Genomic DNA, 13729 nt, shown 5'->3' on the forward strand with positions numbered 1-13729 from the left:
CGCCTCTCCGTCCGTTCTCTCGTTCTCTCGGCTCACCCTCGTCGCATCGCACCACGGCACCACCCGCGCCATCCAAGGAGGCCAGATGGCCCAGCCCCATCTCGACGACGACGCCAGACGCCTCGCCGAGCTCGGATACAAGCAGGAGCTCTCGCGAAGCTGGAGCGGCTTCTCCAACTTCGCGATCTCGTTCTCGATCATCTCCATCCTGGCCGGCTGCTTCACGACCTTCAGCCAGGCGTGGAACAACGGCGGGCCGATCGCCATCTCGATCGGCTGGCCGCTGATCTCGGCGTTCATCCTCATCATCGGCTTGTGCATGTCCGAGCTGGTCTCGGCCTACCCGACGGCCGGCGGCATCTACTGGTGGGCCGCCAAGCTCGGCAGACCGGTCCACGGCTGGTTCACCGGCTGGCTTAACCTGATCGGGCTGATCGCGGTCACCGCGTCGGTGGACTACGGCTGCGCGACGTTCCTGAACATCACCATCGGCCGGTTCAGTGAGAGCTGGGCGAGCGGCGACCCGCTGCAGCAGACGTTCCTGCTGTTCGCGGTGGTCCTGGTGCTGCACGCGCTGATCAACATCTTCAGCCACCGGCTGATCTCGCTGCTGCAGAACATCTCGGTCTGGTGGCACGTGTTCGGCGCGGCGGCGGTCGTGCTGATCCTGATCTTCGGGCCGTCCGAGCACCAGAGCGTCGGATTCCTGTTCGAGCAGTTCAACAACTCCGGCTTCGGCTCGGGCACCTCGGGGCCGTCGTTCTGGCTGTACGTGCTGCCGCTGGGCTTCCTGCTCACCCAGTACACGATCACCGGGTTCGACGCGTGCGCCCACGTGTCGGAGGAGACGCACGGAGCCGCCATGTCGGCCGCCAAGGGACTGTGGCGGTCGATCTTCTACTCGGCCATCGGCGGCTGGGTGCTGCTGCTCGCCTTCCTGTTCGCCGCGACCGACGTGGACGCCGTGAACAAGGAGGCCGGATTCGTCGGGGCGATCTTCACCTCGTCGCTGACCCCGGGCCTGGCCACGGTGATCTTCGGCATCTCGACGATCGGGCAGTTCTTCTGCGGCATGAGCTGCGTGACCTCGATGTCCCGCATGACCTACGCCTTCTCGCGGGACGGCGCCGTCCCCGGCTGGCGCCTGTGGTCGCGCGTCGACCGCAACCGGACCCCGGTCAACGCGATCATCGCCGGCTGCGCCGTCGCCCTGCTGATCACCCTGCCCGCGCTGTACGCGCCGGCCGGGACCACCACCCCGGTGGCCTTCCTTGCCGTGGTGTCCATCGCGGTGATCGGGCTCTACCTGGCCTTCCTCATCCCGATCTGGCTGCGGCTGCGCATGGGCGCCGCCTTCCGGCCCGGCCCGTGGACGCTCGGCGGCAGGTACAAGCTGTTCGGCTGGATCGCGGTCATCGAGATCGCCATCATCTCGGTGTACTTCGTCATGCCGATCAGCCCGGCCGGCGTGCCGGGCTCGCCGGACTTCACCTGGACCTCGGTCAACTACGCCCCGATCGCGGTCGGCGCCGTCCTGCTGGGCATCGCCCTGTGGTGGACGCTGTCGGCCCGTCACTGGTTCACCGGCCCGCGCCGCACCGTCGACGAGGTCCCCCTCGACGAACCGGTCGTCTGACCCGGCGCCGCCTCGTTCCGGCCTGCGCGCCGGGGGCGAGGCGGCCCGTCACCCCCTGCCCATCCAGCCGCATCGGGCCCGTCCGGCGGCCACCGGGTCCGCCGATCGGGCCGGCCCGGTGGCTCGGATCAGGCGGGGGTGACCTCGAAGGCCTCGGCCACCACCCGGCGGACGTGCCCCATCGACGGCGGCTCGGCCAGCTCACGGGCCAGGGAGGTCATGTCGACGTCCGGCATGCCGCAGGCCACGGCGAAGTGCCAGGGGTCGAGGTCGCCGTCCACGTTCAGCGCGAAACCGTGGCTGGTCACACCCCGGCCGGCCCGCATGCCGATCGAGGCGATCTTGCGGCCGGTCTCGCGCGTCCAGACCCCGGTGAGCAGCTCCGAACCCGGCGGGGTCTCCCGTCGCTCGGCGGGCAGGCCGAGCTTCTCCAGCGCCTCGACCAGCCGCAGCTCGACCTCGCGGACGTAGTCCACCACGCCCTCGTCCGGGCGCAGCTTGACGATGAGGTAGCCGACGAGCTGGCCGGGCCCGTGGTAGGTCAGCTGGCCTCCGCGGCCGGTGAGCACGACGGGGATGCCGTGCGAGGGGTCGGGCAGATGCTCGGCGGCGGTGCGCTTGGTGGCCGTGAACACCTGCGGATGGCTGAGCAGCCACAGGGTGTCCGGCAGCTCGTCGCGCTGCCGCGCGGCGACCAGGTCGTTCATGCGGTCCATGGCCTGCTCGTAGTCGACGAGCTCATCGTGGATCAGGGCCAGCGGCCGCGCACGTACGGTTCGTTCGCTCACGACTCCGAGCATACGTCCCACAACGGGACGACCCGCATCCCGGAGCCGCCGCTGACCTGCCTGTCCGCCGGCACGCGGGCCGTCACGCTCATCAGCGGCGGCTCGCGTGGGGGCCGGAAAGAACGGACCGGCGCGTCCGGCGGGAACCGGGCGGCCGGGCCGCCGTCGGTCAGTAGTGTGCCGTAGAGGACCACTGGTCGTGGGCGGACGGCGCCTTCGGCACGATCGCCCACATGATGATGTAGATCACGAACTGCGGGCCGGGCAGGATGCACGACAGGATGAAGAGCAGGCGCACCAGGGTGGGCGGCACGCCCCACTTGTCCGCCAGGCCGCCACAGACGCCGGCGATGATCTTATGCTTCCTCGATCTGTACATGAGATCTCCTCCCCCGATCTTCGTTACTTGACCAACGATCGAGACTCCTGCCCGGTTCCGGGACCGGCATTCGTCACGCCACGGCCACGCACACGTTCCGCTGATCCGCCAGGCTTTAAGGTGGCAATCCCCTGACAATGGAGTAGCACCGTGGACCTCCCGACCCTGCAGGCCCAGCGCCGCCTGCTCGTTCGCCAGAAGATCACCATGATGGTGAACCGCTACGTGGTCCATATCGAGATGCCCGACGGGTCCGAGGGCCCCATGGTGGCCTTCGCCGAGCAGAAGCGCATGGCGTTCAAGGAACAGGTCACCCTGTACACCGACGATTCCCGGCAGTACGTCCTGGCCGGGTTCAAGGCCCGCAAGGTGCTCGACCTCGGCAGCGGGTACGACGTCGTCGACCACGCCGGCCAGCCGATCGGCTTCTTCCGCAAGGAGTTCGCCGCCTCGCTGCTGCGCTCCACCTGGCACTTCCAGCAGCCCGGCCTGCCGACGCTCACCGGGCAGGAGCGCAACGTGCTGGTCAGCATCCTGCGCCGGTTCGTCGACTCGCTGTCCTGGCTGCCCTACCACTTCGACTTCGGCGCGGGAGCGCAGATCGCGTTCTCGGTGGACCGCAAGTACGGCCTGCGCGACCGGTACATGGTGGACATCCAGGACCCTCGCCTGGACCGCCGGCTGATCATCGCCATGGCCGTCGCCCTGGACGCCCTCCAGGCCCGCTGACCTCCCGCGCCTCCCCGATGAGCACGGCCCACTACCAGATCAGGCGCTGAACCACCACGACGGCGGCCGCGTCCACTCCGCGCTGACGCGAGCCGCGGCCCGCCGAACGGTGTCCGGCACTCCACCGGGGTGCGGCACGCGCGACCGGCCGGTGCCCGGCACTCGGCGGGTGCGGCAAGCTCGATACATGACCGTGGAGGAGTCGCGCGCGGGCGACCTGCCCGTCCGCCAGGCACTGCCCGAGTTGCGCGCGGCGCTGGAGGCCGCCGGCGGCGCGGTGCTGGCCGCGCCGCCCGGCACCGGCAAGACGACCCTGGTGCCGCTCGCCCTGGCCGGCCTGGTGGACGGCGGGCCGCCGCGGCGGGTGATCGTGGCCGAGCCGAGGCGGGTCGCGACGCGGGCGGCGGCCCGGCGCATGGCCTGGCTGCTCGGCTCGCGGGTCGGCGAGGAGGTCGGGTTCACCGTCCGCGGCGAGCACCGGCCCGGCCGGCTGGTGCAGGTCATGACGACCGGCGTACTGCTCCAGCGGCTGCAACGCGACCCCGACCTGGACGGCGTCGACGCCGTGCTCGTCGACGAGTGCCACGAACGTCACCTGGACGCCGACACCGCGCTCGCGTTCCTGCTGGACGTCCGGGCCACCCTGCGGCCGGACCTTCGGCTGCTGGCCGCCTCGGCGACCGCCGACACCGGGCCCTGGTCCCGCCTGCTGTCGGACGCGCCCGTCGTCCGCGCCTCGGGCACCTCGCACCCCGTCCAGGTGGTGTGGGCGCCGCCGCAGCGCCCGGTGACCCCGCCGCACGGCATGCGCGTCGACCCGGCCCTGCTCGCCCACGTGGCCGCGGTGGTCCGCCGGGCCCTGGCCGAACGGGAAGGCGACGCGCTGTGCTTCCTGCCGGGCGTCGGCGAGATCGAGCGGGTGGCCGCCGCGCTGGCCGGGCACCTGCCCGCCGGAGTCGACCTGCTGCGCGCCCACGGGCGGGCCGAAGGGCTGGACGCCGTGCTGTCGGCCGGGCCGCGCCGGAGGGTCATCCTGGCCACCTCGGTGGCCGAGTCCAGCCTGACCGTCCCCGGAGTGCGGATCGTGGTCGACTCGGGGCTGGCACGCGAGCCGCGCACCGACCACGGACGCGGCCTGGGGGCGCTGACCACGGTGCGGGTGTCCAAGGCGTCCGCCGAGCAGCGGGCCGGGCGCGCGGGACGTGAAGCGCCGGGCACGGTGTACCGCTGCTGGCCGGAGGCCGAGCACGCGCGGCTGCCCGACCAGGCCCGGCCCGAGATCGCCCTGGCCGACCTGACCGCGTTCGCGCTGCAGGCCGCCTGCTGGGGGACGCCGGACGCCTCCGGGCTCGCGCTGCTCGACCCGCCGCCGGCCGCCTCCATGGCCGTGGCCCTGCGTACGCTGCACGCGCTCGGCGCGCTCGCCGACGGGCGCGTCACCGAGCGGGGACGCCGGATGGCCGAGGCCGGCGTCCACCCCCGGCTGGCCCGTGCCCTGCTGGACGGGCCGCCGCGAGCCGCCGAGGTGGTGGCCCTGCTGTCGGAGGACCTGCCGCGGTCCGCCTCGGACGACCTGGTGGCCGTGTGGCGCGAGGCCAGGCGCGGCGACGCCCCCGCCTGGCGCCGCGAGACCCGCCGCCTCGCCCAGTCCGCCGCCCGGGCAGACGCGCAAACGGCCGGCAAGGACCCCTCCCGCGCTAGCGCGAGCACACGCCCAGGCGCCGGACACCCGGCCACGGACACAGACGCCGAGCGCACGGGCACAGGACAAGGCACCGAGCGTACGGGCGCAGGACAAGGCACCGAGCGTACGGGCGCAGGCGCCGGCCGGACCGGCGGGCGGGCGATGGTCGTACGCGAGCCGGGCCGCCACCTGAGCGTGGCGGATGCGGATGACGCGGTGGCGGGGCTGGTGGTGGCGCTGGCCTACCCCGAGCGGGTGGCCAGGCGGCGTCCCGGCGGTGGGTACCTGATGGTGTCCGGGACCGCCGCCACGCTCCCGCCGGACTCCCGGCTCGGCGCGGCCGAGTGGCTGGCCATCGCGGTGGCCGACCGCCCGACCGGCTCGGCCTCGGCCCGGGTGCGCCAGGCCGTCGTGATCGACGAGGACGTGGCACGGCACGCCGCGGCGCCGTTCCACCGGGTCGAGGAGGAGGTCCGCTGGGAGGGGGACGTGGTGGCCCGGCGGGTCGAGCGGCTCGGCGCGGTCGAGCTGGCCGCCGTCCCGCTCCCGGACGCCGACGTCAGCGAGGCGATCGTGGCCGGCCTGCGCGCGGAGGGCCTGTCCCTGCTGCGCTGGACTCCGGAGGCCGTCGCGCTGCGCGAGCGCATGGCGTTCTGCCACCGGGTCCTCGGCGACCCCTGGCCGGACGTCTCCGACGCCGCCCTGGTCGAGGCCGCGCCCGCCTGGCTCGACCTCCCGCGCCTGCGCCGCCGGGCCGACCTCGCGCGGGTGGACGTGGCGGCGGCACTGCGACGGCTGCTGCCCTGGCACCTGCGCCTGGACGAGGTGGCCCCGGAGCGGGTCACCGTGCCAAGTGGGTCCCGCATCCGGGTGGACTACTCGGGCGACCGGCCGGTGCTGGCCGCCAAACTCCAGGAGCTGTTCGGCTGGCAGGCCGCGCCGCAGGTCGCCGGGGTGCCCCTCGTCGTCCACCTGCTCTCCCCGGCGGGCCGCCCGGCGGCGGTGACCGGCGACCTCGCGTCCTTCTGGCGCGAGGGCTACCGCGCCGTCCGCGCCGAACTACGCGGCCGCTACCCGAAACACCCCTGGCCCGAGGACCCGCTCACCGCCGCCCCCACCCGAAGGACCAACCGCCGCCCGCAACGCTGACCCGGGCGGGTGCGTCCAGGCGGCCCTGGCCGAGGAGGGCGGCACGTCCGGTGCCGCCATCCCCGGCCGAAGCTCCCTCTCCGAGGTCGTCCGGTGTCTCCGGAGGGCGGGGTCGCACGTTACGAACGTCCGGCGCCGCCTCCGGAGGGCGGGGGTCACACGCCGATGGGGTGCCAGACGGTTTTGGTCTCCAGGAAGGCGGTGAGGCGGGCGGTGCCGGGGTCGGCGAGCCAGTCGGGCTTGCCGGAGGGGCGGAAGACGCGCTTGAGGTTCTCGGCGGCGGCCTGCTCGCAGGAGAGCGCGAGGTCGTCGGGGCAGCCGGTCAGGTCCAGCGCGTTGACGTCCATGTGGGACGCCAGCCACGGCGCGAGCTCGCCGAGCCTGCCGGTGAGCAGGTTGACCACGCCGCCCGGCAGGTCGGAGGTCGCCAGCGCCTCGGCCAGGGTGACCGCGGGCAGCGGCGCCCGCTCGGAGGCCACGACCACGCAGGTGTTGCCGGTGACGATCACCGGCGCGATCACCGAGATCAGGCCGAGCAGCGGGCCCTCCGGCGGCGCGGCCACCGCGACCACCCCGACCGGCTCGGCGGTGGAGAGGTTGAGGTACGGCCCGGCCACCGGGTTCGCCGACCCCCGGATCGCCCCGATCTTGTCCGACCAGCCCGCGTACCAGACCAGCCGGTCCACGGCGGCGTCGACCAGCTCGCCGGCCTTGCGCGCCGACACCCCGTCGGCCGCGGCCACCTCGTCGGCGAACTGCGCGCGCCGCCCCTCCAGCATCTCGGCGATGCGGTAGAGGATCTGCCCGCGGTTGTAGGCGGTCGCGCCGGACCAGCCGGGGAACGCCTTGCGGGCGGCGATGACCGCGTCGCGGGCGTCCTTGCGCGAGGCCAGCGCGGCGTTGGCGAGGAAGTCGCCCTTGGAGGAGGTCACCGGGTAGGACCTTCCGCTCTCCGAACGCGGGAACGCCCCGCCGATGTACAGCTTGTACGTCTTGCGCACGGTGAGCCTGCCGGGCTCAGTCATCGCCTCTCCAGGTCATCTCTTCCTGCCACAGCCGCACCGGCAGGAGGACCTGCCGGCAGCGGCTCACTCCGCAGCGGTGGGCGAACCAGCCCTGGCGGGCGGTCGTGGTCGTACGGCCGGCGCGGGCGTGGGCGTGCCCGCGGGTGATCTGCGCGCGGCGGGCCCGGCGCGGCCGGCGGCGGTGCTCGCAGGGGTCAGACATCGAGGTACGCCTCCAATCCGTGCACTCCGCCCTCGCGACCGTAACCGGACTCCTTGTACCCGCCGAAGGGCGAGGTGGGGTCGAAGCGGTTGAAGGTGTTGGACCAGACCACTCCGGCCCGCAGCCGCTCGGCCATCCACAGGATGCGCGAGCCCTTCTCGGTCCACACCCCGGCGGACAGGCCGTAGGGGGTGTTGTTGGCCTTCTCCACCGCCTCGGCCGGCGTGCGGAAGGTGAGGACGGACAGCACCGGGCCGAAGATCTCCTCACGGGCGATGCGGTGCGACTGGGCGACGCCGGTGAACAGCGTCGGCGGGAACCAGAAGCCCTTGTCCGGGAGCGGGCAGGGCGGGGACCAGCGCTCGGCGCCCTCCTGCTCACCCGCCTCGCTCAGCTCCTTGATCTTGTCGAGCTGGGCGGCCGAGTTGATCGCGCCGATGTCGGTGTTCTTGTCCAGCGGGTCGCCGAGGCGCAGCGTGCCCAGGCGCCGCTTGAGGGCGGCGAGCAGCTCCTCCTCGATCGACTCCTGCACCAGCAGCCGGGAGCCCGCGCAGCAGACGTGGCCCTGGTTGAAGAAGATGCCGTTGACGATGCCCTCGACGGCCTGGTCGAGCGGGGCGTCGTCGAAGACGATGTTGGCCGCCTTGCCGCCGAGCTCCAGGGTGAGCTTCTTGCCGGTCCCGGCGACGGTGCGGGCGATCTGCCGTCCGACCTCGGTGGACCCGGTGAAGGCGACCTTGTTCACGTCCGGGTGGGCGACGAGCGCGGCCCCGGTGGCCCCGGCGCCGGTCACGATGTTCACCACGCCGGGCGGCAGGTCGGCCTGGCGGCAGATCTCGGCGAACGCCAGCGCGGTGAGCGGCGTGGTCTCGGCCGGCTTGAGCACCACGGTGTTACCGCAGGCCAGCGCGGGCGCGACCTTCCAGGCGAGCATCAGCAGCGGGAAGTTCCACGGGATGACCTGGGCGGCGACGCCGAGCGGGCGCGGGTCGGCGAAGCCCGCGCCGTCGGCGGTGCGGCGGCCGAACCCGGCGTAGGCCAGCTTGTCGGCCCAGCCGGCGTAGTAGAAGAAGTGCGCGGCGACCAGGGGAAGGTCGACGTCGCGGGACTCGCGGATCGGCTTGCCGTTGTCCAGGGACTCCAGCACGGCCAGTTCACGCGCCCGTTCCTGGATGATGCGGGCGATGCGGAACAGGTACTTGGCGCGCTCGCGGCCGGGGAGGCGTCCCCAGACCGACTCGTACGCCTTGCGGGCCGCGGCGACGGCACGGTCGACGTCGGCGTCGTCCGCCATGGCGAACTCGGCGAGGACCTCCTCGCTGGCCGGGTTGATGGTCTTGGCCCGCTCGTCCCCCAGGGAGTCGACCCATTCGCCGTTGACGAACAGGCCATAGGACGGGCGGATGTCCACGATGTCGCGCGACTCGGGCGCGGGTGCGTATTCGAACATGATCCGCCTGCCTCAGTCGAGGGTGAAGTAGTCGGGGCCGGCGTACCGCCCGGTGGTCATCTTCTGGCGCTGCATCAGCAGGTCGTTGAGCAGGCTGGACGCGCCGAGCCGGAACAGCGACGGGGTCAGCCAGTCGTCGCCCGCGGTCTCGTTGACCAGCACGAGGTGCTTGATGGCGTCCTTGGTGGTGCGGATGCCACCGGCGGGCTTCACGCCGACCACGCGCCCGGTCCGGTCGCGGAAGTCGCGCACGGCCTCCAGCATGACCATCGTGACCGGGAGGGTGGCGGCCGGGGAGACCTTGCCGGTGGAGGTCTTGATGAAGTCGGCGCCGGCCAGCATCGCGAGCCAGGAGGCGCGCCGGACGTTGTCGTAGGTCGCGAGCTCGCCGGTCTCCAGGATGACCTTCAGGTGGGCGTCCTCCCCGCCGGAGGCGGCGTCCCGGGCGCAGGCTTGTCTGATCGCGACGATCTCGTCGTACACCTTGCGGTAGTCACCGGCCAGGAACGCGCCGCGGTCGATCACCATGTCGATCTCGTCGGCGCCGGCCTGGACGGCCTGCCGGGTGTCGGCCACCTTGACGTCCAGGAACGATCGGCCGCTGGGGAACGCGGTGGCCACGCTCGCGACCTTCACTCCGGAGCCCGCGAGCGCGTCCACGGCGCGCTCGACCAGGTCGGGGTAGACGCACACCGCGGCGACCTTGGGGACAGAGGGGTCGCCGGGGTCGGGACGGACGGCCTTGGCGCACAGAGCGCGCACCTTGCCCGGGGTGTCGGCCCCCTCCAGCGTGGTCAGATCGACCATGGAGATGGCCAGGTCGATGGCCTGGGCCTTGGCGGTGGTCTTGATGGAACGGGTGCCGAGCATCGCGGCGCGCTGGTCGGCGCCCACGCGATCGACGCCGGGCAGGCCGTGCAGGAATGCCCGCAGGGACGCGTTCGACGACGCGATCTCCGCGGGCGAGGTCGTCAGTGTTGACACCTTCCCAGCATCGCCGACCGGCCTGATTGTTCCAAACCGGGAACTCCGGCCGGCGACCCCTGAATGGCGGCCTAAGGCGGGGCGGGCGGGCCTAAGGCGGGCGTAGGGGGCTTAGGCGCTCGCCGGGCCGCCCGGGGCGGAGAGATAAGGCTTTCGCCCGATGTGCCGGGGGCCGCCTTAGCCGGAATCTAGAGGTGTCGGAAAAGACCAGACACCAAAGGAGACGCCGAGATGGCTCCCGAACTTCACTACCAGCTCATCCAGCACCGCGTGGCCGAACTGCACGGCGAGGCCGACGAGCGCCGCCGCGTCCGTGAGGCCGCCTCCGGCCGGCAGACGGCCTCCGGACGCGACACCTCGCAGCACCGCCTGCGCGCCGCCTTCGGCAAGCTGCGCCTGTCGTGACCCGCCCCGGTCACGGCGGCGCCGGCCCGGCCCGGCCCCACGTGGGGTACGGAGGCGGACCGGAGCCACGCCACCACGCCAGGCTGAAACCCGTCCACCCGATGCCCGGCCGGAGCCTCCCTCCCGGCCGGGCATCGAAGCCACCGTGAGAAGCGACCTCGAAAAGCAGTACGAAAGATGTCAGAGGGCATGAAATGCTGGCGGACATGGTGGGCCGGATGGTGAGCCCCGTCTTCGTGGGGCGGAACGCGGAGCTGCGAACGCTGTCCGAGGCGTTCGAGCAGGCGCGTAAGCAGTCGGCGTCCGCCGTCCTGGTCGGCGGCGAGGCCGGCGGGGGCAAGACCCGCCTGGTCTGCCGCTTCACCGAGGAAGCCGCCTGCACCGGCGCGCACGTCCTGGCCGGCGGCTGCGTGGAGCTGTCCACCGAGGGCCTGGCCTACGCGCCGTTCACCGCGGCCCTGCGCCAGCTCGTCCGGGAGATGGGCGCGGCCGACGTCGCCGCCCTGCTCCCCGAGGGCGCCGCCCGCGATCTGGCCCGGCTGCTGCCCGAGTTCGGCGAGCCCAGCGGTGAACGCGAGACCGAGACCGGCCGGGCGCGGCTCTTCGAACAGTTCCTCACCCTGCTCGAACGCCTCGCGGAGCGGCGGCCGGTCATCCTGACCATCGAGGACATCCACTGGGCCGACCGGTCGACCCGCGACCTGATCGCCTTCCTCAGCCGCAACCTGCGGGCCGCGCCGGTACTGATCATCATGACGTACCGCTCGGACGAGCTGCACCGCCAGCACCCGCTGCGCCCGGTGCTCGCCGAGCTGAGCCGCCTGGAAGGGGTCGCCCGCGTCGAGTTGCCCCGCCTCAGCGAGAGCGAGGTCGCCGCGCAGATCGCCGGCATCCTCGGCGGTGAACCCGAGACGGCCCTGGTCCGCCGGGTCTACCAGCGCAGCGAGGGCATTCCGCTGTTCGTCGAGGCGCTGATGGAACGCGACGACGACTCCTCCGTCCCCGACTCGCTGCAGGATCTTATCCTCGGCTCGGTGGAACGGCTCCCCGAGGACACCCAGCGGGTCCTGCGCATCGCGTCGGCCGGCGGCAACCGCGTCGGCCACGAACTGCTCGCCGCGGTCACCGAGCTGTCCGACGTGGACCTGGAGAACGCCCTGCGCCCCGCGATCGCCGGCAACGTCATGCAGGTGGACGGACGGGCGTACGTCTTCCGGCACGCGCTGATCCGCGAGGCCGTCCACGAGGAGATGCTCCCCGGCGAACACAACCGGATCCACGCCCGATTCGCCGAGGTGATCGACCGCGACCGCGCTCTCGTCCCGCCCGGGCGGGCGGCCATCGAGATCGCCCACCACTGGTACTCCGCCCGCGACAGCCTCTGGGCGCTCATCTCCGCCTGGGAGGCCGCCGCCCAGGCCGCCTGCGCGTTCGCCTACACCGAGCAGGTGCAGCTCCTGGAGCGCGTGCTCTCCCTCTGGGACCGCGTCCCGGACGCCGCCGAGCGCATCGGCGCCGACCATGTCCGGGTGCTGGAGCTCGCCTCGGAGGCCGCCATCATCAGCGGCGAGACCGAGCGCAGCATGAAGTTCGTCAAGGGCGCCCTCGCCGAGCTGGACGAGACCACCGAGCCGGAACGGGTCGCGGCCCTGCTCGTGCGCAAAGCGCAGCTCACCCTCGACCGCGGCCGGCGCGGCGCGATGCCCGACCTGCGGTACGCCGAACGCCTCGTACCCGCGCCGGGTGCCGTCCGCGCCCAGGTGCTCGGGCGGCTCGGCATGTTCCTGATGTTCAGCAACGCGACCGCCGAGGGCACCGCGGTCACCGAGGAGGCGCTGCACATCGTCCGCGACCTCGGCGACTCCTGCATGGAGGCCGAGCTGCTCATCAACCTCGCCCTCGGCCAGTCGCTGGACGGCGACATGATCGGCGCGCTGCGCACGAACGATCGGGCCAAGGAGATCGCCGCCGGCGTCGGCGCGCAGCGCACCGTCCTGCGCGCGCTCGGCAACAAGGTCGACGCGCTGAACAACCTCGGCCGCTCCGAGGAGGCCGTGGCCCTCGCGCTGGAGGGGGAGACGCTGGCCAGGCAGTACGGCCGCTACCGGGTGAACGGCACGTTCATCGCCAACAACCGGGCCGAGGCGCTGGAGGCCCTCGGCCGCTGGGAGGAGGCCGTCGAGGTCATCGAGTCGGCTCTGGTCCTCGAGCCGATCCCGAAGGTCCGCGGCCACCTGCGCCGCCTGCGCGGGCAGATCGCCGCCGGGCGTGGTGAGGTGGAGCTGCTGGAGCGCATCATCGCCGAGGTCGGCGCCCTGCAGAACGAACGCGAAGAGTACGCCCAGGAGTGGCTGATCAACCTGCGGCTGCACGTCGAGCTGCACCTGCTGCGCGGCCGGCCGGCCAAGGCCCTCGACGAGGTCGAGACGATGCTGGGGGCGGCCGGCACGCCGCACTTCAGCAACGCGATGCTCGGCCGGCAGTTCATGGCACAGGCCCGGCTGGCCTGCGAGGTGGCCGCCGGGGGCGACCCCGAACGGGCGCGCGCGGTGTGGAGCCGGGCCGAGGAGCTGTTCGCCGTCATGCGGTCCGACGGGCCGGTGACCGACGCGTTCGGGCTGATGACCACCGGCGAGCACGACGCCGCCGCCGAGGCGTGGGAGCGCCTGGGACGCCCGTACCCCCGGGCCCGGTCGCTCACCCAGGCCGCCGCGGCCCGCGCCAAGGCCGGTGACCGGGAGGGGGCCGCGGCGCGGCTGCGTACGGCCCACCCGATCGCCCTCGCCCTCGGCGCCCGGCCGCTGCTCGGCGAGATCGAGGCACTGGCCCGCCGGGTCGGCGCGACGGTCACCGGCGCCCCCACCGAAGACCGCCCGGACGCCGCCGCCGACCTGACGCCCCGCGAGCTGGAGGTGCTCCGGCTGGTCACCCTCGGCCGGTCCAACCGCGACATCGCGGGCGAGCTGTTCATCTCGGCGAAGACCGTGAGCGTGCACGTCTCCAACATCCTCGGCAAACTCGGCGTCACCACCCGGGGCGAGGCCGCCGCGGCGGCCCACCGCCTCTCCCTGTTCGCCTGACGGGGGTGGAGGCGCACCCGGGGGCCTCGGGTAGGGTGGGGCGAACACCGAAGGGGAGTAGTCCCAACCGCGTGGTCGACATGCTGGCGTAAGCCCGGTCGCGCGGGCCTCGGTCCTCCGGGGCGGACGAGACCTTCGGCCCGTTGTCGTGTGCGAGCACGCGACCGGGCCGAAGCGTCGTGCCACGGAGATCCCCGGTGCCGCTTCCACCCCGGTCG

General features: G+C 73.0%; 11 protein-coding genes. 5 read left to right on the plus strand and 6 right to left on the minus strand.

Features of this window, described 5'->3' with window-relative positions; translation table 11 throughout:
- Positions 1 to 85: 85 nt before the first annotated feature.
- Positions 86 to 1636, plus strand: coding sequence for an amino acid permease (locus IEY93_RS10735; protein WP_189162851.1), 1551 nt, complete (start codon positions 86 to 88; stop codon positions 1634 to 1636).
- Positions 1637 to 1764: 128 nt separating this feature from the next.
- On the opposite strand, the gene lipB is transcribed toward IEY93_RS10735, so the two are convergent.
- Together lipB and IEY93_RS10745 are read right to left on the minus strand one after the other, a co-directional pair.
- Positions 1765 to 2424 carry a lipoyl(octanoyl) transferase LipB gene (gene lipB, locus IEY93_RS10740; protein WP_229691033.1) on the minus strand — a complete coding sequence of 220 codons (660 nt, stop codon included), beginning with the start codon at positions 2422 to 2424 and terminating at the stop codon, positions 1765 to 1767.
- A 169-nt stretch (positions 2425 to 2593) separates the two neighbouring features.
- A complete protein-coding gene (locus tag IEY93_RS10745) occupies positions 2594 to 2803 on the minus strand; it encodes a PspC domain-containing protein (protein ID WP_189162853.1) in 210 nt (69 codons plus the stop codon).
- A gap of 150 nt (positions 2804 to 2953) precedes the next feature.
- Here IEY93_RS10745 and IEY93_RS10750 point away from each other — a divergent pair, with 150 nt between their 5' ends.
- Positions 2954 to 3532 (plus strand): LURP-one-related family protein, encoded by a 579-nt coding sequence (locus tag IEY93_RS10750; RefSeq protein ID WP_229691034.1) that lies wholly within the window; start codon positions 2954 to 2956, stop codon positions 3530 to 3532.
- 187 nt (positions 3533 to 3719) lie between these two features.
- On the plus strand, positions 3720 to 6365 hold the full coding sequence (locus tag IEY93_RS10755; protein WP_189162854.1) for an ATP-dependent RNA helicase: 2646 nt from the start codon (positions 3720 to 3722) through the stop codon (positions 6363 to 6365).
- A gap of 155 nt (positions 6366 to 6520) precedes the next feature.
- Here the strand turns inward: IEY93_RS10755 and IEY93_RS10760 are convergent, their stop codons facing one another.
- Genes IEY93_RS10760 through deoC form a run of 4 tightly spaced genes read right to left on the minus strand, consistent with a single transcriptional unit; the run spans position 6521 to position 10017 of the window.
- The gene (locus IEY93_RS10760; protein ID WP_189162855.1) at positions 6521 to 7390 is read right to left on the minus strand and encodes an aldehyde dehydrogenase family protein; all 870 of its coding nucleotides are present in this window, start codon (positions 7388 to 7390) and stop codon (positions 6521 to 6523) included.
- Positions 7383 to 7592, minus strand: a complete 210-nt coding sequence (locus IEY93_RS10765) for a hypothetical protein (protein WP_189162856.1) — start codon at positions 7590 to 7592, stop codon at positions 7383 to 7385. Before IEY93_RS10765 ends, IEY93_RS10760 begins: the two co-directional genes overlap by 8 nt.
- Positions 7585 to 9045, minus strand: a complete 1461-nt coding sequence (locus IEY93_RS10770; RefSeq protein ID WP_203968272.1) for an aldehyde dehydrogenase family protein — start codon at positions 9043 to 9045, stop codon at positions 7585 to 7587. Before IEY93_RS10770 ends, IEY93_RS10765 begins: the two co-directional genes overlap by 8 nt.
- Before the next feature lie 9 nt (positions 9046 to 9054).
- Positions 9055 to 10017, minus strand: a complete 963-nt coding sequence (deoC, locus tag IEY93_RS10775; protein WP_189162953.1) for a deoxyribose-phosphate aldolase — start codon at positions 10015 to 10017, stop codon at positions 9055 to 9057.
- Positions 10018 to 10257: 240 nt separating this feature from the next.
- Here deoC and IEY93_RS10780 point away from each other — a divergent pair, with 240 nt between their 5' ends.
- Together IEY93_RS10780 and IEY93_RS10785 are read left to right on the plus strand one after the other, a co-directional pair.
- Complete coding sequence (locus tag IEY93_RS10780) at positions 10258 to 10431, plus strand: hypothetical protein (RefSeq protein ID WP_189162858.1); 174 nt, start codon at positions 10258 to 10260, stop codon at positions 10429 to 10431.
- A gap of 218 nt (positions 10432 to 10649) precedes the next feature.
- The gene (locus IEY93_RS10785; protein WP_229691035.1) at positions 10650 to 13511 is read left to right on the plus strand and encodes a helix-turn-helix transcriptional regulator; all 2862 of its coding nucleotides are present in this window, start codon (positions 10650 to 10652) and stop codon (positions 13509 to 13511) included.
- Positions 13512 to 13729: the final 218 nt, after the last annotated feature.

The sequence above is a fragment of the Sphaerisporangium melleum genome (assembly GCF_014646695.1).
Classification (GTDB): Bacteria; Actinomycetota; Actinomycetes; order Streptosporangiales; family Streptosporangiaceae; genus Sphaerisporangium; species Sphaerisporangium melleum.